Annotated in this window: 21 protein-coding genes, 3 tRNA genes and 1 pseudogene; 15 read left to right on the forward strand and 10 right to left on the reverse strand. The window is 72.7% G+C overall.

Annotated features, from left to right (window positions below):
* Window positions 1-502, reverse strand: a 502-nt coding sequence (locus GA0115240_RS28840) for a pirin family protein (RefSeq protein ID WP_107407227.1), incomplete at its 3' end; no start/stop codon positions are given.
* Window positions 503-728: 226 nt separating this feature from the next.
* Here GA0115240_RS28840 and GA0115240_RS28845 point away from each other — a divergent pair.
* The 5 genes from GA0115240_RS28845 to fabF all read left to right on the forward strand — a co-directional run bounded on the left by GA0115240_RS28845 (window position 729) and on the right by fabF (window position 5,635).
* Window positions 729-1,907, forward strand: coding sequence for a PucR family transcriptional regulator (locus GA0115240_RS28845; RefSeq protein WP_093741167.1), 1,179 nt, complete (start codon window positions 729-731; stop codon window positions 1,905-1,907).
* 89 nt (window positions 1,908-1,996) lie between these two features.
* Window positions 1,997-2,926: an ACP S-malonyltransferase gene (locus GA0115240_RS28850; RefSeq protein ID WP_093741169.1), complete on the forward strand. Its 930-nt coding sequence runs from the start codon at window positions 1,997-1,999 to the stop codon at window positions 2,924-2,926.
* Between the two features lie 12 nt (window positions 2,927-2,938).
* Window positions 2,939-3,973 carry a ketoacyl-ACP synthase III gene (locus tag GA0115240_RS28855; protein WP_093741171.1) on the forward strand — a complete coding sequence of 345 codons (1,035 nt, stop codon included), beginning with the start codon at window positions 2,939-2,941 and terminating at the stop codon, window positions 3,971-3,973.
* A gap of 68 nt (window positions 3,974-4,041) precedes the next feature.
* Window positions 4,042-4,287, forward strand: coding sequence for an acyl carrier protein (locus tag GA0115240_RS28860; RefSeq protein WP_093741173.1), 246 nt, complete (start codon window positions 4,042-4,044; stop codon window positions 4,285-4,287).
* A gap of 79 nt (window positions 4,288-4,366) precedes the next feature.
* A complete protein-coding gene (gene fabF / locus GA0115240_RS28865) occupies window positions 4,367-5,635 on the forward strand; it encodes a beta-ketoacyl-ACP synthase II (RefSeq protein ID WP_093741175.1) in 1,269 nt (422 codons plus the stop codon).
* Window positions 5,636-5,758: 123 nt separating this feature from the next.
* Here the strand turns inward: fabF and GA0115240_RS28870 are convergent, their stop codons facing one another.
* Both GA0115240_RS28870 and GA0115240_RS28875 read right to left on the reverse strand, forming a co-directional pair.
* On the reverse strand, window positions 5,759-6,667 hold the full coding sequence (locus GA0115240_RS28870; RefSeq protein WP_093741207.1) for an NAD(P)-dependent oxidoreductase: 909 nt from the start codon (window positions 6,665-6,667) through the stop codon (window positions 5,759-5,761).
* Window positions 6,668-6,697: 30 nt separating this feature from the next.
* Window positions 6,698-7,189, reverse strand: a pseudogene (locus tag GA0115240_RS28875) (DUF3145 domain-containing protein); the annotation flags it as partial.
* Window positions 7,190-7,458: 269 nt separating this feature from the next.
* On the opposite strand from GA0115240_RS28875, the gene GA0115240_RS28880 reads away from it, so the two are divergent.
* The gene (locus GA0115240_RS28880) at window positions 7,459-8,406 is read left to right on the forward strand and encodes an SGNH/GDSL hydrolase family protein (RefSeq protein ID WP_237555294.1); all 948 of its coding nucleotides are present in this window, start codon (window positions 7,459-7,461) and stop codon (window positions 8,404-8,406) included.
* Between the two features lie 26 nt (window positions 8,407-8,432).
* On the opposite strand, the gene GA0115240_RS28885 is transcribed toward GA0115240_RS28880, so the two are convergent.
* Window positions 8,433-10,949, reverse strand: coding sequence for a glycoside hydrolase family 3 protein (locus tag GA0115240_RS28885; RefSeq protein ID WP_093741177.1), 2,517 nt, complete (start codon window positions 10,947-10,949; stop codon window positions 8,433-8,435).
* A gap of 137 nt (window positions 10,950-11,086) precedes the next feature.
* Here GA0115240_RS28885 and GA0115240_RS28890 point away from each other — a divergent pair, with 137 nt between their 5' ends.
* On the forward strand, window positions 11,087-11,680 hold the full coding sequence (locus GA0115240_RS28890) for a TetR/AcrR family transcriptional regulator (RefSeq protein ID WP_093741179.1): 594 nt from the start codon (window positions 11,087-11,089) through the stop codon (window positions 11,678-11,680).
* Between the two features lie 79 nt (window positions 11,681-11,759).
* Here GA0115240_RS28890 and GA0115240_RS28895 read toward each other — a convergent pair whose 3' ends face one another.
* Window positions 11,760-12,188 carry an organic hydroperoxide resistance protein gene (locus GA0115240_RS28895; RefSeq protein WP_093741180.1) on the reverse strand — a complete coding sequence of 143 codons (429 nt, stop codon included), beginning with the start codon at window positions 12,186-12,188 and terminating at the stop codon, window positions 11,760-11,762.
* A gap of 90 nt (window positions 12,189-12,278) precedes the next feature.
* Window positions 12,279-13,286, reverse strand: coding sequence for an NADP-dependent oxidoreductase (locus tag GA0115240_RS28900; RefSeq protein ID WP_093741182.1), 1,008 nt, complete (start codon window positions 13,284-13,286; stop codon window positions 12,279-12,281).
* Window positions 13,287-13,397: 111 nt separating this feature from the next.
* On the opposite strand from GA0115240_RS28900, the gene GA0115240_RS28905 reads away from it, so the two are divergent.
* A complete protein-coding gene (locus tag GA0115240_RS28905; protein WP_093741184.1) occupies window positions 13,398-13,829 on the forward strand; it encodes a MarR family winged helix-turn-helix transcriptional regulator in 432 nt (143 codons plus the stop codon).
* A 106-nt stretch (window positions 13,830-13,935) separates the two neighbouring features.
* On the opposite strand, the gene GA0115240_RS28910 is transcribed toward GA0115240_RS28905, so the two are convergent.
* Entirely contained in the window at window positions 13,936-14,826 is an 891-nt protein-coding gene (locus tag GA0115240_RS28910) for an SCO2400 family protein (RefSeq protein WP_093741186.1), read from the reverse strand.
* Between the two features lie 224 nt (window positions 14,827-15,050).
* Here GA0115240_RS28910 and efeU point away from each other — a divergent pair, with 224 nt between their 5' ends.
* The 4 genes from efeU to GA0115240_RS28930 all read left to right on the forward strand — a co-directional run bounded on the left by efeU (window position 15,051) and on the right by GA0115240_RS28930 (window position 19,944).
* A complete protein-coding gene (efeU, locus tag GA0115240_RS28915) occupies window positions 15,051-15,959 on the forward strand; it encodes an iron uptake transporter permease EfeU (protein ID WP_093741188.1) in 909 nt (302 codons plus the stop codon).
* A 214-nt stretch (window positions 15,960-16,173) separates the two neighbouring features.
* Entirely contained in the window at window positions 16,174-17,277 is a 1,104-nt protein-coding gene (efeO, locus tag GA0115240_RS28920) for an iron uptake system protein EfeO (protein WP_202451848.1), read from the forward strand.
* Window positions 17,278-17,362: 85 nt separating this feature from the next.
* Window positions 17,363-18,667, forward strand: a complete 1,305-nt coding sequence (gene efeB / locus GA0115240_RS28925; RefSeq protein WP_256070048.1) for an iron uptake transporter deferrochelatase/peroxidase subunit — start codon at window positions 17,363-17,365, stop codon at window positions 18,665-18,667.
* 101 nt (window positions 18,668-18,768) lie between these two features.
* A complete protein-coding gene (locus GA0115240_RS28930) occupies window positions 18,769-19,944 on the forward strand; it encodes a sialidase family protein (RefSeq protein WP_093741190.1) in 1,176 nt (391 codons plus the stop codon).
* 93 nt (window positions 19,945-20,037) lie between these two features.
* Here the strand turns inward: GA0115240_RS28930 and GA0115240_RS28935 are convergent.
* The 3 genes from GA0115240_RS28935 to GA0115240_RS28945 all read right to left on the reverse strand — a co-directional run bounded on the left by GA0115240_RS28935 (window position 20,038) and on the right by GA0115240_RS28945 (window position 20,417).
* Window positions 20,038-20,111: transfer RNA gene (locus GA0115240_RS28935), tRNA-Ile, on the reverse strand.
* A 155-nt stretch (window positions 20,112-20,266) separates the two neighbouring features.
* Window positions 20,267-20,339: transfer RNA gene (locus GA0115240_RS28940), tRNA-Asn, on the reverse strand.
* 5 nt (window positions 20,340-20,344) lie between these two features.
* Window positions 20,345-20,417, reverse strand: a tRNA-Asn gene (locus tag GA0115240_RS28945).
* 177 nt (window positions 20,418-20,594) lie between these two features.
* Between GA0115240_RS28945 and GA0115240_RS28950 the strand changes: the two genes are divergently transcribed.
* From GA0115240_RS28950 to GA0115240_RS28960, 3 genes are all read left to right on the forward strand, one after another.
* Complete coding sequence (locus GA0115240_RS28950; protein ID WP_093741191.1) at window positions 20,595-20,888, forward strand: hypothetical protein; 294 nt, start codon at window positions 20,595-20,597, stop codon at window positions 20,886-20,888.
* 75 nt (window positions 20,889-20,963) lie between these two features.
* Window positions 20,964-22,409 (forward strand): FGGY family carbohydrate kinase, encoded by a 1,446-nt coding sequence (locus GA0115240_RS28955; RefSeq protein WP_093741192.1) that lies wholly within the window; start codon window positions 20,964-20,966, stop codon window positions 22,407-22,409.
* Between the two features lie 291 nt (window positions 22,410-22,700).
* On the forward strand, window positions 22,701-24,437 hold the full coding sequence (locus GA0115240_RS28960; protein ID WP_093741194.1) for an ABC transporter ATP-binding protein: 1,737 nt from the start codon (window positions 22,701-22,703) through the stop codon (window positions 24,435-24,437).
* The last annotated feature ends 42 nt before the right edge of the window (window positions 24,438-24,479 follow it).

Here is a 24,479-nt window from a genome sequence, read left to right on the forward strand (position 1 = left end):
GTACAGGGCGGCGGCGGGCGTGGCGCAGCCGCACCGGGGGCGCCGCGCCGGGCGCCCCGGAGGCGAGCAGCCGCAGTCCCGGGCCGGGCGGGGCCGGATCGGGTACCGCCGTGTAGTCGGGCGGACCGCCGAAGGTGTCGGGGTGCAGCCACATCTGCAGGAAGCGCAGCGGCGTGCAGCCGGCGTTGCGCTCCTCGTGCCGTACGCCGCTTCCCGCGCTGAGCCGCTGCAGGCCGCCGGGCCCGAGGCGGACCGTCCGCCCGGCGCCGTCGCGGTGCTCCAGCTCGCCCTCCAGCACCCAGGTGACGATCTCGGTGTCCCGGTGCGGGTGTTCGGCGAAGCCGGCGCCGGGGGCCAGCCGCTCCTCGTTGCACGCCAGCAGCAGACCGAACCGGACGTTGTCCGGGTCGTAGTGGGCGCCGAAGGAGAACGCGTGCCGCGTCTCGATCCCCGCCCCGGGCTCCGCCGCGCGCCGCTCCCCCGCCCGCCGCACCTCGATCATGCTCCCACCGTACGCAACCGGTGTGCGCGCCCGCCCGCGCTTCGACCAGCTGCCCACCGCCGGCGCACCCTCGCGGGGTGCGCGCGGGTCACCTGGGGAGCACCTCGGGAGCGCCTCGGGAGCACTGGCCGAGCACCTCCGGGCAAACCGTCGGAGACCCACGCACAGCCCGCGGCAGGCGATAAGGCAGGCTTGTGCCGTGCCCGATGCCTCGCAAGTCACGCCAGTGTCCCCCGAGCCTCCGCGTGGGGATCACTCCGCGACGCTGCGGCGGCTGGAGAAATCCGCCGGCCGGCTGGCCGCGAACGCCATCGCCCGGATGGACGAGCAGCTGCCCTGGTACCGGGCGATGCCACCGGAGAACCGGTCCTGGATCGGACTGGTCGCGCAGGCCGGCATCGCCGCGTTCACCGAGTGGTTCCGGCACCCCGGGGCGCCGCAGGCGATCAGTACCGATGTGTTCGGCACCGCGCCGCGCGAGCTGACCCGGGCCATCTCGCTGCGCCAGACCGTGGAGATGGTCCGCACCACCATCGAGGTGATGGAGGCGGCGATCGACGAAGTGGCCGCGCCCGGCGACGAGTCGGTGCTGCGGGAGGCACTGCTGGTCTACGCCCGGGAGATCGCCTTCGCCACCGCGCAGGTCTACGCCCAGGCCGCCGAGGCGCGCGGCGCGTGGGACGCCCGGCTGGAGTCGCTGGTGGTCAACGCGGTGCTGTCCGGGGAGGCGGACGAGGGTGTGCTGTCCCGGGCCGCCGCTCTCGGCTGGAACTCGCCGGACAAGATCGTGGTCGTCCTCGGCACCGCACCCGACGGGGACAGCGAGTTGACCGTCGAGGCGATCCGCCGGGCCTCCCGGCACGCCAAGCTCCAGGTGCTGACCGGGGTGCTCGGCGAGCGCCTGGTGGTGATCGCCGGCGGGGACGACGACCCGATCCGGGTGGCCAAGGCGCTGATCGGTCCGTTCGCGGCCGGCCCGGTGGTGGCCGGCCCGGTGGTCGGCGACCTGCTGTCCGCGACCCGCTCCGCGCAGGCCGCCGCGGCCGGCCTCAAGGCGTGCGCGGCCTGGCCGGACGCGCCGCGGCCGGTGCTGTCCGACGACCTGCTGCCGGAACGGGCGATGGCCGGGGACCGGTACGCCCGCGAGCAGTTGGTGGAGGAGATCTACAGGCCGCTGGAGGAGGCCGGCTCCGCGCTGCTGGAAACGCTGAGTGTCTATCTGGAGCAGGCGTCCTCCCTCGAGGGGGCGGCGCGGATGCTGTTCGTGCACCCCAATACGGTCCGCTACCGGCTGCGACGTGTGACCGATGTCACCGGTTGGTCACCCTCGGACGTGCGGTCGGCGTTCACCCTGCGCATCGCGCTCATCCTGGGCCGACTGGCCGATGCGCATCGGCCGGGCTGAGTCTTTGTGGGACACCCACAAATCGCCCGACAGTTCTTGGTCCCTGTCCCCACCGGCGGGCAGGGCCGCCCGCGCGAGAGAGTGTGAGGGTGCTCGTACTCGTCGCTCCCGGCCAGGGTGCCCAGACACCCGGCTTCCTCGCGCCCTGGCTCGAACTGCCCGGCGCTGCCGACCGGCTGGCCGGCTGGTCCGCCGCGGCCGAACTCGACCTCGCCCACTTCGGGACCGCGGCCGACGCGGAGGCGATCCGCGACACCAAGGTCGCGCAGCCGCTGCTGGTGGCGGCCGGTCTGCTGTCGGCGGCCGAACTCGGCGCCACCCCGGGCCTGGTGGCCGGGCACAGCGTCGGTGAGATCACCGCGGCGACACTGGCCGGCGTGCTGGACCCGACCGACGCGATGACCTTCGTGGCCGCGCGCGGCCGGGCGATGGCGGACGCGGCGGCGATCACCGAGACCGGTATGTCGGCGGTGCTCGGCGGCGATCCGGCGGTGGTGGTGGCACACCTGACCGCGCTGGGCCTGACCCCGGCGAACAGCAACGGAGCCGGTCAGATCGTCGCGGCCGGCACGGTGGAGCAGCTGGCCGAACTCACCGCGAACCCGCCGGAGGGAGCCCGGGTCCGGCCGCTGAAGGTGGCCGGCGCGTTCCACACCGCCCACATGGCTCCGGCGGTGGCGACGCTGGAGGCACTGGCTCCCACGCTGGCCGTCGCGGACCCCTTGCTGCCGTATGTTTCCAACGCCGATGGACAGACGGTGGACAATGGCGCGGAGGTCGTGCGCAGGCTGGTCGCGCAAGTGTCGAACCCCGTGCGCTGGGATCTGTGCATGGAGACGTTCAAGCAGCACGGGGTCACCGCGATCATCGAGGTGTCTCCCGGCGGCACACTGGTGGGTCTGGCCAAGCGGGCGCTGCCCGGGGTACGGACCCTGGCGCTGAAGACGCCGGACGACCTCGAAGCGGCCCGCGCGCTGATCGCCGAATTCGGCGTGCCCGCCGAAGTACCAGCCGAATAGGAGTCCTGTCGGATGACAGCGAAGATCAGCCCCACGAAGGGTGCGCCGTACGCACGGATCCTCGGCGTCGGCGGCTACCGGCCGACCCGTGTGGTGTCCAACGAGGTGATCCTGGAGGGCATCGACTCCAGCGACGAGTGGATCAGGACCCGTTCCGGTATCGCGTCCCGGCACTGGGCCGGGCCCGAGGAGACCGTCGCCGAGATGTCGCTGGCGGCCGGCGGCAAGGCGATCGCCGCCGCCGGGATCGACGCGTCGGCCATCGACGCGGTGGTGGTCGCGACCGTCTCGCACTTCAAGCAGACTCCGGCGATCGCCACCGAGATCGCGCACCGGATCGGCGCCGGCAAGCCCGCCGCGTTCGACATCTCGGCCGGCTGCGCGGGCTTCGCCTACGGGCTGACGCTGGCCAAGAGCATGGTCGTCGACGGCAGCGCCGCCCACGTACTGGTGATCGGCGTGGAGCGGCTCAGCGACCTGACCGACAAGTCGGACCGCGGCACCGCCTTCCTGTTCGGCGACGGGGCGGGCGCGGTCGTGGTCGGCCCGTCCGAGGTGCCCGCCATAGGACCCACGGTCTGGGGTTCCGAGGGTGACAAGGCCGACATCATCACCCAGACGGTGGCCTGGGACAGCTTCCGGGAGGGCGACAGCATCCGGCTGCCGCTCGACGGGAACGGCGAGGTGAAGTTCCCCGCGATCACCCAGGAGGGCCAGGCGGTCTTCCGCTGGGCGGTGTACGAGATGGCCAAGGTCGCCCAGGAGGCGCTGGACGCCGCCGGGATCACCGCCGACCAGCTCGACGCGTTCATCCCGCACCAGGCGAACATGCGGATCATCGACTCGATGATCAAGGCGCTGAAGCTTCCGGACCATGTCGCGGTGGCCCGCGACATCGAGACCACGGGTAACACCTCCGCGGCGTCCATCCCGCTCGCCATGGAACGGCTGCTCGACACCGGAGAGGCCAAGAGCGGTGACACCGCCCTGGTCATCGGGTTCGGGGCGGGTCTGGTGTACGCGGCGGCTGTCGTTACTCTCCCCTAGGCACACCCACCGCGGCGCCGCAGTCCCGCACGCCGCACCACCTGGTTTACACACAAGGAGCGCCACACATGGCCACCAAGGAAGAGATCGTCGCCGGTCTCGCGGACATCGTGAACGAGATCGCCGGCATCCCCACCGAGGACGTCCAGCTGGACAAGTCCTTCACCGACGACCTCGATGTCGACTCGCTGTCCATGGTCGAGGTCGTCGTGGCGGCCGAGGAGCAGTTCAGCGTGAAGATCCCGGACGAGGACGTCAAGAACCTCAAGACGGTCGGCGACGCGGTCGACTACATCCTGAACGCTCAGGGCTGAGCCGGTCCCCTCGCGGGCCCCATCCCCTCCCGGACGACGCGCATGTCGCCCGCCCTTCTAGACGTGGAGAGACATTCCTGTGAGCCCGACCAATCGCACCGTGGTCGTCACCGGTATCGGAGCAACCACACCGCTGGGTGGCGACAGCGCGTCGACCTGGGAGGCGCTGCTCGCCGGACGTTCCGGCGTGCGGACGCTCACTGAGGACTGGGCGGCCGAGTTGCCCGTGCGGATCGCCGCCCGGGTCGCCGTCGAGCCCGGCGAGATCCTGCCCCGGCCGCTGGCCCGCAAGCTCGACCGCAGCGCGCAGTTCGCGCTGATCGCCGCGCGTGAGGCGTGGGCGGACGCCGGCTTCACCGCCAAGGCGGGCGAGGACCCGTCGGTGGACCCGGACCGGCTGGGCGCGGTGGTCGCCTCCGGTATCGGCGGCGTCACCACCCTGCTCGACCAGTACGACGTGCTCAACAAGCAGGGTGTCCGCAAGGTCTCCCCGCACACCGTGCCGATGCTGATGCCCAACAGCCCGGCCGCCAACGTGGGCATCGACGTCAACGCCCGGGCCGGGGTGCACACGCCGGTCAGCGCGTGCGCGTCCGGCGCCGAGGCCATCGGCTACGGCATCGAGATGATCCGCACCGGCCGCGCCGACGTGGTGATCGCGGGCGGCACCGAGGCGGCGATCCACCCGCTGCCGATCGTCGCCTTCGGCAACATGATGGCCATGTCCAAGCGCAACGACGATCCGCAGGCCGCGTCACGTCCCTATGACGCGGGCCGCGACGGTTTCGTCCTCGGCGAGGGCGCCGGCGTCGTCGTCCTGGAGTCCGCGGAGCACGCGGCCGCGCGCGGCGCCCGGGTGTACGTGGAAGCCGTCGGCCAGGGTCTGTCCTCCGACGCGCACCACATCACCCAGCCGGAGCCGTCCGGCCGCGGCATCGCCGCCGCGCTCCAGCACCTGATGGAGAACTCCGACCTGAAGCCGGCCGAGATCGTGCACGTCAACGCGCACGCGACCTCGACCCCGCAGGGCGATGTCGCGGAGATCAAGGCACTGCGCCGGGTGTACGGCGACGACGTGGACCACATGGCGATCTCCGCCACCAAGTCGATGACCGGCCACCTGCTGGGCGGCGCCGGCGGCATCGAGACGGTCAGCACGGTGCTGGCGCTCTACCACCGCATCGCCCCGCCGACCATCAACCTCGACAACCCGGACAGCGAGGTCGACGCGGACATCGTCCGCGGCGAGCCCCGCGCGTTGCCCGCGGGCGGCATCGTGGCCCTCAACAACTCCTTCGGCTTCGGCGGCCACAATGTGGTGCTGGCGCTGCGGACGGTGAGTCACTAGGGCCCCTTTTTTGCCGCCCTCTCGCCTCCGGGCGCTTGGACCCGGTTTCGGCAGTCGATCGTGCTCGCTCGCTCTCCCCCAGACTCCGTCCGGGGGAGAAGGATCACCCGTGCGCCTGCGGCTTCACTGAGTGGCGCCGTCCGGGAGGCCCGCGAAATACGCGGCCGCCATGTCCTCGTCGCCGTGGCCGAGTTCGATGGCCCGCTGGAAGCGCTCGGCGGCGGCCTCGGCCTGGTCGAGGCGGATGCCCGCCGCTTGGGCCGCGGCCAGGATCAGGCGTTGGTCCTTGTGGGCGGCCCGCACCGTGAAGCTCGGCGTGTAGTCGCCGCCGAGGATGACCGCGGACTTGGTGCGCAGGTAGGGCAGGTCGAAGGCGCCGCCCTTGATCGCGTCGAAGAAGCGGTCCGGGTTGACGCCGACGCCGCGGGCGAGGGAGATGATCTCGCCGGCCGCCGTGTTGATGGTGAGCACCCACAAGTTGAGCACCATCTTCAGCGCGCTGGCCGGGGTGTCGGCGGCGTCGCCCTCGATCCAGACGGTGTTGCTGCCGATCGCGTCGAAGATCCGGGCGGCGACCGGACGCGCCTCGGGCGGGCCCGCCACCAGCACGGTGAGCTGACCGGCCTCGGCGACCGGCTTGCTGCCGAGCACCGGCGAGTCGAGGAAGAGCAGGCCGTGCTCGGCGCCCAGCGCGGCCAGCTCGGCCTGGGCCTCGGGGCCGACCGTGCTGGTCTGCGCCCACACCGTGCCGTCGGGGAGGGCGGGCGCCACGGTACGCATTACGTCGAGGACGGCGGGGCCGTCGAGCAGCATGGTGATCACCGCGTCGGCGTCACGGGCCGCCTCGGCCGGGTCGGCGATCACCTGGATGCCGTAGTCGGCCAGCGGCTGCGCGCGGGAGATCGTACGGTTCCAGACGCGTACCCGGTGGCCGGCCGCGGCCAGGCTGCGGGCCATCCCGCCGCCCATCAGGCCGGTACCGAGGACGGCGACGGTCAGTGGGCCGGAAGTGTCGTGAGTATCGGAGGACATGACCGCCAGGCTATGCCGACGGGGGGTCAGGACCACCTGGTGCAGCCAGCGGACCGGCGCGCCTTCGCCCGCGTAGCGGAACGGTTCCAGCTCGTCGTCCCAGGGCTTGCCGAGCAGTTTGGACAGCTCGCTCTCCAGCTCGGCCTCGCCCTTGCGGGCCCGCAGCATGGCGGCGCGCAGCCGGTCCTCGGGGATCAGGATGTCGCCGTGCATGCCGATGACGGCGTGGAAGATGCCCAGCTCGGGGGTGGCGCTGTAGCGCTCGCCCTCGGCGCTGGCGCAGGGCTCCGCGGTGACCTCGAAGCGCAGCATGTGCCAGCCGCGCAGCGCGGAGGCCAGCTTCGAGGCCGTGCCGGGCTCGCCCTGCCAGGAGAACTCGGCGCGCCAGGTGCCGGGCGCGGCCGGCTGGCGGATCCAGTCCAGCGAGACGCGCACGCCGAGGACGCCCGCGACAGCCCACTCGACATGCGGGCAGAGCGCGCGCGGTGCGGCGTGGACGTACAGAACACCACGTGTCGTCACCGGTACCTCCAGTGTGGGACGAGGTTCGCCTTCCCCAGCGGCCTCAACACCCGAACCGGCTGCTCCCGGGGCAACAGGAAACATTCTGCACTATTCACCTCAAACAGGACAACATTCACTCATCGTGCCCGCCAGGTCCGACCTCCCGTCAGGTGTCTCGGGTGTCAGGCTAAAAGCTACCGTGCGGCGTCCAGGTGAGAGTGACGTAACGTCGGGCTCGTAGCAGATGTCACCCACTCGTCGGAGGGGAGCGCCGGATGTGGCACCCGATGCGAACACGTGTTCCGGTCGTGGCGGCGATGCGCCGCCGGCTGCTGCCCGCTGTGGTGGCGCTGGTGCTGGGCAGCCTCGTCGCGGTGGCCGGCTGCGGCGCGGGCGGCACGACGCCGGACGCGCGGCGGTCGGCCGGGCAGATCTCCCGGGCCGCCGCGCCGAGCGGCGGGCCGCACCAGGCGCCCAAGCCGGTGCGCCCCTGGAACGACAGTCCGGCGTCGGTGGCGGCGCTGGGCGACTCGATCACCCGGGGATTCGACGCCTGCGACCCGCTGGCCGACTGTCCGGCCGTGTCCTGGGCCACCGGCTCCCGTACCGCGATCGACAGCCTCAGCAGCCGGCTCACCGCCGCCGCACCCAGCACCCGCAGCTGGAATCTGGCCAGGTCAGGGGCCCGCGTCGCCGATCTGACGGCCCAGGCGCATGCCGCGGCGGCGCACCGGCCGGCCATGGTCACCGTGCTCATCGGGGCCAATGACGCCTGCACCTCGACCGCCGGCACGATGACCTCGGTGGCCGACTTCCGCGCCGACTTCGACAGCGCCCTGACGTACCTGCACCGCACGCTGCCGGACACCCAGATCCTGGTGGCCAGCATCCCCGACCTCGAACGCCTGTGGTCGGTGGGCCGTACCAATGTGTTCGGCGAGGCGGTCTGGAAGCTGGGCCTGTGCCCCTCGATGCTGCGGGACGCCAACGTCCAGACCGCGGCGGCCCAGCAGCGGCGCACCGCGGTCCGCGACCGGGTGATCGCGTACAACACCGCGATGGGCCAGGTCTGCTCCCGCTTCGCCCGCTGCCGCTACGACGGCGGCGCGGTCTTCGACTACCGGTTCAGCACAAAGGAGCTGAGCCAGTGGGACTGGTTCCACCCGAACGAGGAGGGTCAGGCGGTGCTGGCGCGCATCCTGGCGGGGGTGGCCGGGCTCGCCGAGCACGGCTGAGCCGCCCATGGGCCCGCTCGGGCGGCTCACAGCAGCAGGGGGGCCACCAGGCGCGGCTCGGCGGCGGAGTGGGCCGCGGTGAGCGCGTAGCGGCCCGGCAGGAAGCGCCACCCGGCGGCCTCGGCATCCCAGGTCTCGGCCGCCCGGCGGGGAATCGGGACGAGGACCTCCGCCCGGGCGCCGGGGGCCGCCGCCACGGAGGCGAAGCCCGCCAGCCGGCGGACGGGGCGGTCGGCGGGGAGAGCGGCGGCACCGCCGGCACCGGCGGCACCGGCGCGCTCGGCGGCGAGGTACAGCTGCACGACCTCGCGGCCGGGGCGGGCGCCGGTGTTGCGGAGGGTGACCCGGGCGGTGGCGAGGGTGCCGTCTGCCACATCGTCGGTGTCGACGGTCAGGCTCTCGTACTCCCACCGCGTGTAGCCCAGCCCGTGCCCGAAGCAGTACGCGGGGGCCGGGCCGGGGCGGCGGTCCCAGGCCCGGTAGCCGATGAACAGGCCCTCGTCGTAGGAGAGCACGCCCTGGACGGGAGTGACCCCGGTCACGGGCGCGTCGGCGAGGCGGGCGGGCCAGGTGGTGGGCAGGCGGCCGCCGGGTTCGGCGGCGCCGAGCAGCACGTCGGCGAGCGCCGCGCCCGCCTCCTGGCCGGGGAACCAGGCCAGCAGGATCGCCGCCACCTCCTCCCGCCAGGGAAGCTCCACCGGGGCGCCGGCATTGACCACGACGACGGTGCGCGGGTTGGCCGCCGCCACTCGGGCGACGAGTTCGTCCTGCCGCCCCGGCAGCCGCAGACCGGTGCGGTCGAAGCCCTCCGACTCGACCCGTTCGGTGGTCGCCACGACCACGATCGCGGTGTCCGCGCCCCGCGCCGCCTCGACGGCCTCCGCCAGCAACTCCTCCGGGTCCCGCTCGGGTTCGCCGTGCAGCAGGGTGAAACCGACCGCTGCGATGAGGAGTTCGGTGGCCTTGGGCGGCGTGCTCAGCAGGCTGACCTCGACCGGCCGGCCGGCGACCAGTTCCACCGTGCCTCGTTCCACCGGACGGCCCATGAACGCCTCGAAGGGATCGGGGTGTTCGTCGCGCTGCGGGCCGTCGAAGAGCACCTGCCCGGCCACGGCCAGCCGGAACTCGCCGGTCCCGCGGGTACCGAAGCGGTGCGCGCCGCTCACCCGAGGGGTGAAGGTGCCGCGGCTCTCCACCGTGTGCAGCCGCTCGTAGGTCACGCCCTTCGGCAGGTCGCCGAGCCACTGCACCCGCCCGCCGGGCAGGGATTCGCTGCCCAGTTCGCGGCCCTGTTCGTCGCGGGCCACCGCGCGCAGGCTGAACCCGGCCCCGGCCGGGGCCAGTTCCTCGGCGGGATCGGCGCCGAGCGTGTAGCTCAGCGGTGTGCCGGCCGGCAGCGCGGCCCGCAGTCCGTCCAGCGGCGAGACCACGTGGTCGGGGAAGACCTCGGCCGAACCGCCGCCCAGGATGCGGGAGTCGCGGGCCGCGGCGCCGATCAGCGCGATCCCGCCCGCGCAGGTCTGCGCGTCGAGCGGCAGCACGGCGCGCTCGTTGCGGAGCAGCACACAGCCCCGTACCGCGATCTCCCGGGCCAGCGCGTCGCCGTCCACGCCGGGCGGCCGGTCGGCGACCGCGACCGCCGCCGGGGCGCCGGACAGCAGCCCGGCCCGGGCGGCGAGCAGCAGCACCCGCCGCGCCGCCTCGTCGACCAGGCTCTCCGGCACCTCCCCGGCCAGCACGGCGGCGGCGAGCGCCGCGCCGTAGACGGTGTGCGGGCCGGGCATCGCGATGTCGAGCCCGCCGCGGATCGCGCCGGTGGTCGAGCGGGCGCCGAGCCAGTCGGAGACCACCACCCCGTCGAAGCCCCACTCGCCGCGCAGCACGCCGTTGACCAGCGCGTCGTGCTCGGTCATCGGGACGCCGTTGACCGCGTTGTACGCGGCCATCACGCCCCACGGCCGGGCGCCCGTGACGATGGCCTCGAACGGGGCCAGGTACAGCTCGCGCAGGGCCTGTTCACCGATCCGGTTGTCCACCGTGAAGCGCTCGGTCTCCGCGTCATTGCCGACGAAGTGCTTGACGGTGACGCCGACGCCGCCGTCCTGCACCCCCAGCACATACGCGGTCCCGATCACTCCGGTCAGATACGGGTCCTCGCTGTACGCCTCGAAATGCCGCCCGCCGAGCGGGCTGCGGTGCAGATTGACGGTGGGCGCGAGCAGCATGTGCACGCCCTTGCCGTGCGCCTCCTGGGCCAGCAGCCGGCCGGCCCGGCGGGCGAGCTGCGGGTCCCAGGCGGCGGCCAGCGCGGTCGGGCTCGGCAGCGCGACCGACGGGTCGTCGGCGGTCCAGCGCCGCCCGCGGACACCGATCGGGCCGTCCGACATCACCAGCGAGCCCAGTCCGATCGCCCCGAGCGCGGGCAGCGTCCACATGTCCTGCCCGGCCAGCAGCCGGGTCTTGGCGGCCAGATCGAGCGCGCCGAGCGCGCCTTCGACGGCCCGCTGCCGCTCGGCGTCCGCGCCCTGTGCGTACGGCGTCATGTCCCGTCCCCTCGTGATCCTTCCGGGGTGCCATCCTGCTTCCGGCACCACCGGTCAGCCTGTCATCCAGCAGGCATAGTTACCATTCCGCAATCTTGTACGCTCGGACCCGAAGCAGCGGAAGAGGGGGCGGCGGTATGCCGAGGACACGGGTGGACCGCGGGGAGCGGCGCGCCGAGATCATCCAGGCCGCGACGGAGGTGATCGCCGAACGCGGCTACCGGGGCGCCACGCTGGCCGGCGTCGCCGAACGGGTCGGGCTGACCCAGCAGGGCCTGATGCACCATTTCCCCACCAAGGAAGCCCTGTTGGTGGCCGTCCTGGAGGCCCGCGACCAGTGGGACATGGCCTCGGCGGCCCTGCACGGCCGCGCCTGGCCGCTGGAGATCGTGGCGAACCTGGTGGAGTACAACGCGACCCGCCCGGGCATCGTCCAGGCCTTCACCGTCCTGGTCGGCGACAGCGTCACCGAGGACCACCCGGCCCAGTCCTACTTCCGCGACCGCTACGCCCATGTCCGGGGCGGCGGCGCGGACGCCCTGCGCGCGGAGTACGGCGACCGCCTCCCGGGGGGCCTCACCCCGGAACGCGCCGCCACCCTGCTGGCCGCGGTGATGGACGGCCTGCAGGTGCAGTGGCTCCTCGACCCCGACGCGGTCGACATGCCGGCCGCCTTCCGCGACTTCCTCGCTCTGCTGGCCCCGGTACCGGCGGCGCAGGAGAAGTCCTAGGCGCGGCCCGAGGAAGAAAGCGGCCGGGGGCGCGGATCGGGTCCGGACCCGGTCCCGCGCCCCCGGCGGAGCAGCACGCTCAGGCGACCGTGAGCTCCACGGCCACGTTCCCGCGGGTGGCGTTCGAGTACGGGCACACCTGGTGCGCCTTCTCGGTCAGCTCCTTGGCGGTCGCCGCGTCCACGTTCGGTATCGACACGACGAGTTCGACGGTCAGCCCGTAGCCGCCCGCCTCCGTCTTGCCCATGCCAACCTTCGCCGTCACCCGCGAACCGGAGATGTCGGTCTTCGACTGCCGGGCCACCGCGCCGAGCGCGCTCTGGAAACACGCGCTGTACCCGGCCGCGAACAGCTGCTCGGGGTTGGTGCCGGCGCCGCTGCCGCCCATCTCCTTGGGCGGGTTGACCACCACGTCGAGCTTGCCGTCGTCACTGGCGACCCGGCCGTCGCGGCCGTTCTCCGCCGTCGCGACGGCGGTGTAGATCACGTCTACGGACTGAATGCTCATGCCACATCCTCTTGATCGTTGCGATCATGGAAAAACCTGTCGCGTCCCCGGCGGAAGGCCCGGGGGCCCGGTCGCGGCGGCCCGATCCCCCTACTCCGGGAGGGCGACCAGCATCTTCCCGGTGTTCTCGCCCCGCAGCAGTCCCAAAAACGCCTCGGCGTTCCGCTCGATTCCCGTCACCACCGTCTCGCGGTGGCGCACCGAGCCCGCGCGCAGCCAGCCGCCCATCTCGCGCAGGAACTCCGGCCGCATGTCCTGGTGGTCGCCGATCAGGAAGCCGCGCAGGGTCAGCCGCCACGGCACCATCCGCGACAGATTGCGCGGTCCGGACGCCCGCTCGGTGTCGTTGTAGCCGGCTATCGCCCCGCACAGCGCGGCGCGGCCGTGCACTCGCAGGGACGAGATCGCGGCTTCCAGGTGGTCGCCGCCCACGTTGTCGAAGTAGACGTCGATGCCGTCCGGGGCCGCGGCCCGCAACTGCTCGGCCACCGGCGCCCGCTTGTAGTTGAAGGCGGCGTCGAAGCCGTACTCCCCCGTCAGCAGGTCCACCTTCTCGTCCGAGCCGGCGCTGCCGATCACCCGCTTGGCGCCCTTCAGCTTGGCCATCTGCCCGGCCAGCCCGCCGACGGCGCCGGCCGCGCCGGAGACGAACACCGTCTCGCCCGCGCTGAACTCCGCGATCCGCAGCAGGCCGACGTACGCGGTGAGCCCGGTCATGCCGAGCACACCGAGGTAGTGGGACAGCGGCGCCGCGTCCGGATCGACCTTGACGCTGTGCGCGGCGTCCACCAGCGCGTACTCCCGCCAGCCGAGCATGTGCACCACATGGTCGCCGACCGCGAACCCGTCGGCGGCCGAGGCCACCACCCGGCCGACCGCGCCGCCGGTCATGGGCGCGTCCAGCGCGTAGGGCGGGCTGTAGGACACGACGTCGTTCATCCGCCCGCGCATGTACGGATCGACGGACAGATACAGGTTGCGGACCAGGATCTGCCCCGGACCGGGCTCCGCGGTCTCCGTCTCGACCAGGGCGAAGTCCTCCGGGACCGGCCACCCCTGCGGGCGGGCGACCAGGTGCCAAGCGCGGCTCTTCGGCATGTCGGGGGGTTCTCCTTCCGCCACAGCTTCAGCATGGCAAAGGTTCAGATAGTCAATTAACCATGGACCTTAATGTTTCATGCTGTCAAGCAAACAGGTAGCCTGGGCGGCATGAGCAGCCGCATGGATCCCCTGTCCGCCGAGGTCGTCGACCTGATCGGCACCGTGGTGGCGCGCTACTACCAGGAGTACGACGCCGCCGCGGCCGTGCACCGGCTGACGGGTGCGCAGGCCCGGGTGCTGGCGCTGCTGTCCACCGGACCGATGCCGATGCGGCAGATCGCCCAGCGGCTCAAGTGCGAGCCGTCGAACGTGACCGGGATCGTGGACCGGCTGGAGGCCCAGGGCCTCGCCGAGCGGCGCGCCGACCCGGGCGACCGCCGGGTGAAGCTGGCCGCCGCCACCACGGCGGGCCGCACCACGGCCGCCGAGCTGCGCGAGTCGCTGGACTTCGCGCGCGAACCGCTCGCCGAACTGTCGGTCGAGGACCGTACGGTGCTGCGCGATCTGCTCCGCCGCATGCTCGGCCCGGACCGGGACTGAGGGCTGTCCCGGCTCGGCCCGCCGGTTCACCGGACCGGGCGGGGCCGCGTCCTCCCGGTCCTCGCGCTCACGGTCCTTACGCTCACGGCCCCCATGCTCACGGTCCTCAGGGGCAGATCCACAGCAGCTTGGTGCAGGCCGGCGACGGGGTCGGCTGCCCGGTGGGCGACGCGGTGCGCGTCGGGGTCGGACTCGGCCGGTGGGTGGGCGTGACCGTCGGGGACGGGCTGTGTGTCGTCGGCGGCGCGGTACGGGTGGGGGGCGCGGCCGTGGCGTGGGCCGCCGTCGCGGTCGGCGAGGCCGGGGCGGAGGTGCTGGCCGAAGGCGAGGCGGCGGCCGAGGTCTTCTTGCCGCCGGGGGTGGTCGGGAACAGGCCCGCGTCGTCCGGCGCCGGTGTGCCCGAGCTCGTCGTGGGCGGGGGCGGCAGGTCGTGCACCCCGGAGCCGGGCTTCGAACCGCCGCCCGAACCGCCGGTGAGCGCCGCCATCGGAGAACCGATCGTCAACGCGCCGACCACGGCGACCGCGCCGACCCCGTAGACGGCGGCCCGCTGCCCGCGGCGTCGCGAACGCCGCTTGGCCGCAGCCGGTTCGGGCTCGAACGCGGCGCCGGCCTGGAGCCCGGATATCAGCTCGCCCGCGCCGTCCTCGAGTCCGTCGGCCGCGGGTCCCTCCCCCGGCTGCCCGCCACCGGCCGGCTCGGCGTCCACCGGGCCGATCGCCCCGACGCCGCCCCGTTCCCGGCCGCCGCCGGCCGCCGGGGAGTCGCTGGGGTCGGCGAGGTCGGCGGGGGCGAGGGAGCCGCCAGTGTCGCCGGTGCCGGCGTCGGCGTCGGCGGCGAGGTCAGCGGCGGTGTTGGCGGCGGGGTCGGCCGGAACGACGGGCAGCTGGGCCGTGTCGGCGACCGAGGACGTCGCGGAGCGGTCCGCGACCGTCCCGCAACCCGGGCAGGAGTATGCGCCGTTGAGGTGGCGCCGGCACGTGTGGCAGTAATCCATGGCGGATGGACCCTATGGGACACCTGAGGCACAGGGGAACCCTCGCCCGCGGCCGAAGGTAAAGAGATAGTCAAATCCCCACGATTTTCCGTACTTTGGCACCCTCTTCGTCCGGTTTGTACGCGCGCATGGCTTGACGTACCACGGGGCTCAGCGATTCTAATAAGGCTGACCTAACCAAGGGCAGGCTTGGCTTACTCCCGATCCGGAACCAGAGGGACCTCATGCTTCCAACGTTCGTCATCGGGCTCCGCGAAGGTCTGGAGGCGGCCCTCATCGTGGGCATCATCGCCTCCTTCCTCGGCCAGCAGGGCCGCCGGGACGCACTGAAGAAGGTCTGGCTCGGGGTCGGCCTCGCGGTCGCGATCTGCGTGGTCGTGGCCATCGCGCTGCAGGTCTACTCCAGTGACCTGCCGCAGCGGCAGCAGGAGCAGCTGGAAACGGTGATCGGGCTGATCGCCGTGGTGATGGTCAGCTACATGGTGCTCTGGATGCGCCGCCACTCCCGGGACCTGCGCAAGGACCTGGAGGGCATGGCCGGACGCGCGCTGTCCGAGGGATCGGCCTCCGCGCTGGTGATGATGGCCTTCCTGGCGGTACTGCGCGAGGGCTTCGAGACCTCGGTCTTCCTGCTGGCCACCTTCAACGAGAGCAGCAACCCGGCGTACGGCGGCACCGGCGCCGCGCTCGGCATCGTGCTGGCGGCGGCCATCGGCTACGGCATCTACCGCGGCGGGGTCCGGCTCAATCTGTCCCGCTTCTTCCGCATCACCGGGATCGTGCTGGTCCTGGTCGCGGCCGGCCTGGTGGCCACCGCGTTCATGACCGCCGTCGAGGGCGGCTGGCTGAACCAGGGCTCGCAGGCGTTCGACCTGTCCTGGCTGGTCCGGCCCGGCACCCCCACCTCCTCGGTGGTCACCGGCGTGCTCGGTATCCAGCCCTACCCCACCTGGCTGATGGTGGCCGGCTGGCTGATCTACGCGGTCCCGATGACGGCCGTCGTGCTGTGGCCGGCCCGGCGCCGCAAGCCCCCCGCCCCGGTGGCGGCCCCGGACACCGCGCCCGAATCCGCGCCCGGATCCGCGCCGCAGACCTCGGCGGACGCCGCGGCGAGGGCCGCCCAGGCCGGCTGACCCCGCGGCCCCCGGCCCGGGCGTTCTCGCTGCCTTCCCCGCGCTCCCCGTCTTTCCTGCCTCCGCTGCCCCGACCGACTTCGCCGCTCGCCCCCCTTTACCCACTACCCCTGTCGCCGCTCGCCCCCCGTGCCGCCCCCGCCGGGTCTTTCCTAGGAGCTGACCGTCGAACCCCCGTGCCAACCACCGCCGTGTCCTGGCCTGCGCCGCGACCGTGATCGCCGCGGGCCTGCTGCTGACCGCCTGCGGCGGCGACAAGGGGGGCGACGCCAAGGACCCCGCCGGCGCGAAGGGTGACAACGCCGCCGCCAAGTCCTCGACCGTCACCATCACCATCACCGACAAGGACTGCGCGCCGAGCCCGGCCACCGTCCCGGCCGGCGCGGTGAAGTTCAACGTCACCAACAAGGACTCCGCCAAGGTCACCGAGGCCGAACTGCTCGACGGCGGCAAGATGCTCGGCGAGAAGGAGAACCTCACCCCCGGCCTGTCCGGCGACTTCTCGCTCACCCTGGGCGCGGGCACCTACCAGGTCTACTGCCCCGGCGCCGGCACCGACAAGACGGCCTTCACCGTCACCGGTTCCGCCGCGCACAGCTGGAAGGACGACCCGGCACTGGTCGCCGCCACCAAGAACTACGCCGCCTGGATCGACAGCGAGGTCAAGCAGGAGGTGACCGCCACCGACGCGTTCACCGCCGCGGTCAAGGCCGGCCAGACCGACCAGGCCAAGCTGCTCTACGGCAAGGCCCGCGTCTACTACGAGCGCATCGAGCCCACCGCCGAGATCTGGGGCGACCTGGACGGCCGGATCGACGGCCGCGCCGACGACGCCGCCACCCCCGACCAGTTCACCGGCTTCCACCGCATCGAGCAGGCGCTGTGGCAGAAGAAGTCGCTGGCCGGCATGGACAAGATCGCCGACCAGCTCAGCGCGGACACCCACGACCTGTACAGCAAGGTCGAGACCGTCGAGTACCAGCCGGCCGAGATCGCCAACGGCGCCACCGACCTGGTCAACGAGATCCAGTCCTCCAAGATCACCGGCGAGGAGGAGCGCTACTCGCACATCGACCTGCTGGACTTCGAGGGCAACCTGGCCGGCGCCAACGAGGCGGTCACCGTCCTGCTGCCGGTCCTGAAGCAGAACGGACCCGGCCCTGGTCGCCACCCTCGCCGAGCGCTACCAGCAGACCGCCCAGGCGCTGGCGGGCTACGCGGCCAGGCCCGGCTACGAGCAGACCGGTTACGTGGACTACAGCAAGGTCACCGACACCCAGCGGCGGGCGCTGTCGCAGACGGTGAACGCCTACGCTGAGGCCGTCTCCAAGATTGCCGGCCAGCTCGCCTGATCCCCCCGCGAGCCGCCCGCACCCCAGCGACGTGAAAGAGATCGGCTGACCGTGAACGACACTCCGGACATCACCCCCGAACCCCGTGTCCCCGAGCCGGGGACGGCCGTCAGCCGCCGCCGGCTGCTCGGCGCGGTGGGCGCCGGAGCAGCCGTGGCGGGCGCCGCCCTGGGGGCGGGCGGCGTGCTGGCCGCCCGGCACGACGACGACGGCGGCGGGGACGACTCCTCCGCCGCCACGGCGGCCACCGTCGACTTCCGTGCCGCGCACCAGGCGGGCATCGCCACCGCGTCCCAGGACCGGCTGTGCTTCGCGACCTTCGATGTCGCCCCGACCGCCGGCCGTGCCGACCTGGCGGATCTGCTGAAGACCTGGACGGCGGCCGCCGAGGCGATGGCGGCCGGCCACCCGGTCCCCGGGGACGAGGGCGACCTCAACTCCCCGCCGGACGACACCGGTGAGGCGGTCGGCCTGCTGCCGGGCCGGCTGACCATCACCATCGGCTACGGCCCCTCGCTGTTCGACGGCCGCTTCGGACTGGCCGGCCGCCGCCCGTCCCTGCTCAAACGGCTGCCCCAGCTGCCCGGTGAGGACCTGGACCCGGCCAACTCCGACGGCGACCTGTGCGTCCAGGCCTGCGCCGACGACCCGCAGGTGGCCTTCCACGCGATTCGGAACCTGCGGCGGCTCGGCTTCGGCACCGTGGTGCCGCGCTGGATGGAGCTGGGCTTCGGCCGTACCTCCTCCACCTCGCCCCAGCAGGCCACCCCGCGCAATCTGATGGGCTTCAAGGACGGCACCCGCAACATCGACGCCACCGACGCGTCCTTGATGGGGCAGCACGTGTGGATCGGTGACGACGAGCCGCAGCGGTGGGCGCGCGGCGGCTCGTACCTGGTCAGCCGCAAGATCCAGATGCGGATGGAGCAGTGGGACCGGGACCGGCTCGGCGACCAGCAGGACGTCTTCGGCCGCCTCAAGACCAGCGGCGCCCCGATGACCGGCCGCAAGGAGTTCGACACCCCCGACTTCGCGGCCAAGGACAGCGGCGGGCAGTACGTCATCCCCGCCACCGCGCACATCCGGCTGGCCGCCCACGAGAACAACAACGGGCTGCGGATCCTGCGCCGCGGCTACTCCTACACCGACGGCATCAACCCGGAGACCGGCGACCTGATGGGCGGGCTGTTCTTCATCGCCTTCATGAAGAGCCCGGACCAGTTCGTCACCCTGCAGCGGGTGCTGGGGCGGCACGACGCGCTGAACGAGTACATCCAGCACATCGCCAGCGGCCTGTTCGTGGCCCCGCCCGGGCTGGCGGCCGGGCAGGACTGGGGCGGCCAGCTCTTCGGCTGAGCTCGCCCCGACAGCCGAACGCCTGGTTGCCCGATCACCCGATCCGGTCCGGTCCGTACGGTCCCGCGCGTGGCGCGCCCACCGTGAGGCATCGATTCTGCATGCCCCAACGCACCCGGCTCGCCCTGATCGTCGTCTGCCTGCTCAGCCTGCTGGCCACGGCCCCCTTCTCTCCCGGCCGGGCCGCCGCCGCGCCCGCCGCGTGCACCACCACCTTGTGGACGTCGGGCGCGGGCGGCTTCCGGTCCTACCGGATCCCGGCGGTCGTCGCGGTGCGCGGCACCCTGGTGGCCTTCGCCGAGGGCCGCCGGAACAGCTCGGCCGACAACGGCGACATCCAGGTGGTCGAACGCCGGTCCACCGACGGCGGCTGCCGGTGGTCCCCGCAGCGGGTGGTGGCCGCCGACGGGCACGAGACCGTCGGCAATCCCACCCCGGTCGTCAGCGCCGGCGGCGCCCTGGTGCTGCTCACCAACCGGCAGGCCGGCCGGGTCAGCCAGGCGCAGATCGAGGCCGGCAAGGCGTCGGCGGCCGACGGCCGGCGCGTCTTCGTACAGATCTCGACCGACGCCGGGGCCACCTGGTCCGCGCGCCGGGAGATCACCGCCTCGGTCAAGAAGCCGGGCTGGCTGTGGTTCGCCACCGGCCCGGGCCACGGCCTGACCCTCACCCGCGGCGCCGCCGCCGGGCGCCTGGTGGTGGCCGCCGACCACTCCGAGCCGGGCGGCCGCCCGGGCGTGGACCTGCTGCTGTCCGACGACAACGGCCGCAGCTGGCGGATCGGCGCCTCCGAGGACGACACCGACGCCGTGATCAGGCCCAACGAGACCAGCGCCGCCCAGCTCCCGGACGGCCGGATCTTCCTGTCGGCCCGCAACAACGGCGGCTCCACCGGGCTGAACCGTGCCTACACCTACTCCTCGACCGGCGGCCGTGGCTACGACGCCCCGCTGCGCCCGCTGGCGGACATCACCGGCCCCTCGGTGGAGGGCAGCGTGCTGCAGGACCCCGGCGCCCCGAAGGGCGTCACCTGCGCCCCGCTGCTCTACTCCGGGCCCCAGGACCCGTCCGACCGCCGCCACCTGACCCTGCGCCGTTCCGACGACGCCGGCCGCAGCTGGCGCACCGTCGCCGAGCTGACCGGAGCCACCACCCCGGCCGCCTACTCCGACCTGACGAAGATCAGCCGCACCCGGGTCGGCGTCGCCTACGAGACCGGCGCCGCCAACCCCTACCAGCGGATCGACTGGCGGTCCGTCACCCTCACCTGTCCCTGACACCGGGGCGGCTCAGGGGTGTCCCACGGGGGGGAGATCCTGAGCTGCCACATCACCGGGCGGGGGGAACGTATGTTCCCAACGGGGGCGCGGTGGGGCGGGTGGGACTCGAACCCACGACCGACGGATTATGAGTCCGCTGCTCTAACCGGCTGAGCTACCGCCCCGTACGGCGCGCCGTGCGCGCCGTCTGCCGCAGCATAGCCGCTCATACGATCTGTCGCCCTCGCGGGTCACAGACAGGTCGTCAGGTGGACCGGCAGGATTGACGGGCGGTTCACGGGGGCATGAAAAAGGACCCCGACGGGGCCCTGATCCTGCGCTCCCCCGACTGGACTCGAACCAGTAACCTGCCGGTTAACAGCCGGCTGCTCTGCCAATTGAGCTACAGGGGACCGAGCTCCCCCGACTGGACTCGAACCAGTAACCTGCCGGTTAACAGCCGGCTGCTCTGCCAATTGAGCTACAGGGGATCGCTCTGTGTGCACCGAATGCACCTGCCGAAGTCTTCCCGGAAGGCGCGCTCTCGGTGCGACACATACATTAGCGCAAGTGGAGGGGTGCTCCGCCAACCACTTGTGCGGGGTTGCCGCCCCGGCGGGCGGGGTAGGCGCCGAAGCAGTCCGACAGGGACGAAGAAGGGTGGAGCCATGGTGCGGCTGACGTTCATCACAGGGGCCCTCGTCGGCTACGTGCTCGGCGCACGCGCCGGCCGGGAGCGGTACGAGCAGTTGGTCAAGACCGCGCAGCGGATCTCGCAGAACCCGGCGGTGCGCAACACCGCGGAGAGCGCCATGCACCAGGGCCGCACCGCGGCCGCCAAGGCGGCGGACTCGGTGACGGCGAAGTTCGGCGACCGGATGCCGGACGCGCTGGCCGGGAAGGTGCGCTCGCTGCGCAACGGGAACGCGCCCGAGGACGACTGGGGCACCTCCAACACCTGATCCGCGGGGCGCGCGGGGTCCACCGAGATCGATCTGTGAGGCACAAGGCGCCCCCGGTGCGGCATCATCAGCGGCATGGGCAAAGTCGCCGGGATAGACAGTTCCACCGCGGGCACCACCGTTGTCGTGTGCGACAGCGACACCGGGGAGGTGCTCAGGCAGGGGCACGCGCCGCACCCGATCGGCGAGGGCGAGAAGCCGACCGAGATCGACCCGCAGGCCTGGCTGCTGTCGCTGGGCGAGGCGGCCAAGGACGGCCTGCTGGAAGGCGTGCAGGCGATCGGCATCTCCGGGCAGCAGCACGGCCTGCTGGCGCTGGACGCCGGCGGTGTGACGGTACGGGCGGCGCTGCTGCGCGGTGACAAACGGGCGCAGGTGCAGGCCGCGGACCTGACCGAGGAGCTGGGCGGGGCCGGCGGCTGGATGGAGGCGGTCGGCGCCGTGCCCCAGGCGTCGTACCCGGTGGCGAAGCTGCGCTGGCTGGCCCAGCACGAACCGGCCACCGCCAAGCGGACCGCCGAGGTGCTGCTCCCGCACGACTGGCTGGTGTGGCAGCTGCTGGGCCGGCCCACCCGCAGGACCACCGACCGCGGCGACGCCTCCGGCACCGGCTACTGGTCGGCGGCCACCGGCGAATACCGCACCGACCTGCTGGAGCGGGCGTTCGGCCATCAGGTGGCCCTGCCCGAGGTGCTGGCGCCCGCCGAGCCGGCCGGGCAGACCCCCGAAGGCCTGCTGATCTCGGCCGGCACCGGTGACACCATGGCGGCCGCGCTGGGCCTGGGCCTCGGCCCGGGGGACGCGGTGGTCTCGCTGGGCGCAGGCGGCACCGTGTTCGCGGTGCACCAGGAGGCGCTGAAGGACCCCACCGGCACGGTCACCGCCTTCGCCGACGCCACCGGCCGCCATCTGCCGCTGCTGCACCTGCGCAACGCGGTACGGACCCTGCGCGCCACCGCCGAACTGCTCGGCACCGACCTGCCCGGGCTGTCCGAGCTGGCCCTGCGCTCCACCCCGGGCGCGTACGGGCTGGTGCTGCTGCCCTATCTGGAGGGCGAGCGGACCCCGGACCTGCCGCACACCGCGGGCACCCTGGCCGGGCTGCGGCGGGACTCGATGAAGCCGGAGCACCTGGCCCGGGCCGCCTTCGAGGGCATGCTGTGCGGGCTGGCCGACGCCGTGGACGTCCTGCGGGACAAGGGCGTCTCGGTGCACCGGGTGTTCCTGCTGGGCGCCGCCGCCGATCTGCCGGCCGTACAGGCGATCGCGCCGGCGCTGCTGGGGGCGCTGGTCGTGGTACCGCCGGCCGCCGAGTACGCGGCGATCGGGGCGGCCCGGCAGGCGGCCTGGTCGCTGGGCGCGGTGCTGGGCTCGCAGTCGCAGAGCGAGCCGCCGCAGTGGGCGCGGGACGGCGCCCTGCTGCTGGACCCGGGAGAGGACTCGGCGGTCGGCTCCGCGGTGCGCCAGCAGTTCACCGCCGTGCGCGAGCACACCCACCCCGGCGCCTTCGCCGGCCTCTGAGCGGCCCGCTCCGGCCCCCGCCCGCCCAGCGCCCGCCGACCGCCCCCTCCGGCGGGGTGCGGCCGCACCCGGACGCGGCTCGTTTTAACCTGCTGCGTGCCGGAGGCGGGGGAAGATAGGTTTGCTCGCCGGTCCCGCACGGACCGGCTGGGGCCGGCCCGGTCCCAGCCGCCGGTCCCGCCCCCAGGTCCGTCGCGTCGGGCCGACGCGCCGTGTCAACCGTCGGCGGTCCGTACGCGTCCTTCCGTCCAAAAGCCCCGCACCATCCGAGGTATCCCGAGGTATTGAGTTGTGCTGATCCGACTCCTGCGGTCCCATCTGGGGCCGTACAAGCGCCCCATCGGCCTCCTGGTACTGCTCCAGCTCGTGCAGACCGTCGCCACCCTGTATCTGCCGACCCTCAACGCCGACATCATCGACAACGGCGTGGTCAAGGGCGACACCGGCTACATCGTGACCGTGGGCGGCGTCATGCTCGGGGTGACCGTGGTGCAGGTCTGCTGCGCGATCGGCGCGGTCTTCTTCGGCGCCCGGACCGCGATGTCGGTCGGCCGGGACATCCGCGCGTCGGTCTTCAACAAGGTCCAGACGTTCTCCGCCCGAGAGGTCGGCCAGTTCGGGGCGCCCTCACTGATCACCCGTACCACCAACGATGTCCAGCAGGTTCAGATGCTGGTGCTGATGACCTTCACCCTGATGGTCTCGGCGCCGATCATGTGTGTCGGCGGCATCGTGCTGGCGCTCGGCCAGGACGTGCCGCTGTCCTCGCTGCTGCTGGTGGTGGTGCCGGTGCTCGGCATCGCGGTGAGCCTGATCATCCGCAAGATGCGGCCGCTGTTCCGCACCATGCAGACCCGGGTCGACACGGTGAACCGGGTGCTGCGCGAGCAGATCACCGGCATCCGGGTGATCCGGGCCTTCGTCAAGGACGACTACGAGCAGCGGCGCTTCGGCGCGGCCAACGACCAGCTGACCTCGGTGTCGCTGGCCACCGGCCGCCTGATGGCGCTGATGTTCCCGACCGTGATGGCGATCGTGAACATCTCCAGCGTGGCCGTGCTGTGGTTCGGCGCGCACCGGATCGACAGCGGCGGGATGCAGATCGGCGCGCTGACCGCGTTCCTCAGCTATCTGATGCAGATCCTGATGTCGGTGATGATGGCCACCTTCATGTTCATGATGGTGCCGCGGGCCGAGGTGTGCGCCGAGCGCATAGAGGAGGTGCTGGGCACCGAGTCCAGCGTCGTCCTGCCGCCCGACCCGATCACCACCTTGCGGCAGCACGGCGAGCTGGAGCTGTTCGACGTCGAGTTCGCGTATCCGGGCGCCGAGGTCGCGGTGCTGCGCGGTGTGGACATGGTGGCGCACCCCGGCCAGACCACCGCGGTGATCGGCTCCACCGGCAGCGGCAAGTCCACGCTGCTGGGCCTGATCCCGCGGCTGTACGACGCCACCGGCGGCCGGGTGCTGGTGGACGGCGAGGACGTGGCCGAGCTGGACCCGGTGCTGCTGTCCGAGACGGTCGGCCTGGTGCCGCAGAAGCCCTACCTGTTCTCCGGCACGGTCGCCTCCAACCTGCGCTACGGCAAGCCGGACGCGACCGACGAGGAACTGTGGCACGCGCTGGAGGTCGCCCAGGCCAAGGACTTCGTGGCGAACCTGGAGGGCGGCCTGGAGGCGCCGATCGCGCAGGGCGGCAGCAATGTCTCCGGCGGCCAGCGGCAGCGCCTGGCCATCGCCCGGCTGCTGGTGCGGCGCCCGGAGATCTATCTGTTCGACGACTCCTTCTCCGCACTGGACTACGCCACCGACGCGGCGCTGCGCCGCGCGCTGGCCGCGGAGACCTCGGACGCGACCGTGGTGATCGTCGCCCAGCGGGTGTCCACCATCCGCGACGCGCACCGGATCATCGTGCTGGACGAGGGCCAGGTGGTCGGCACCGGCACCCACGGGGAACTGATGGAGAGCAACGAGACCTACCGGGAGATCGTGTTGTCCCAGCTGACGGAGCAGGAGGCCGCGGCGTGAGCGACGACGGGGCACAGAAGCCGGCCGTCCAGCGGCCGCCGC

Source organism: Streptomyces sp. DvalAA-14 (assembly GCF_900091855.1).
In the GTDB taxonomy this organism is placed as follows: Bacteria; Actinomycetota; Actinomycetes; order Streptomycetales; family Streptomycetaceae; genus Actinacidiphila.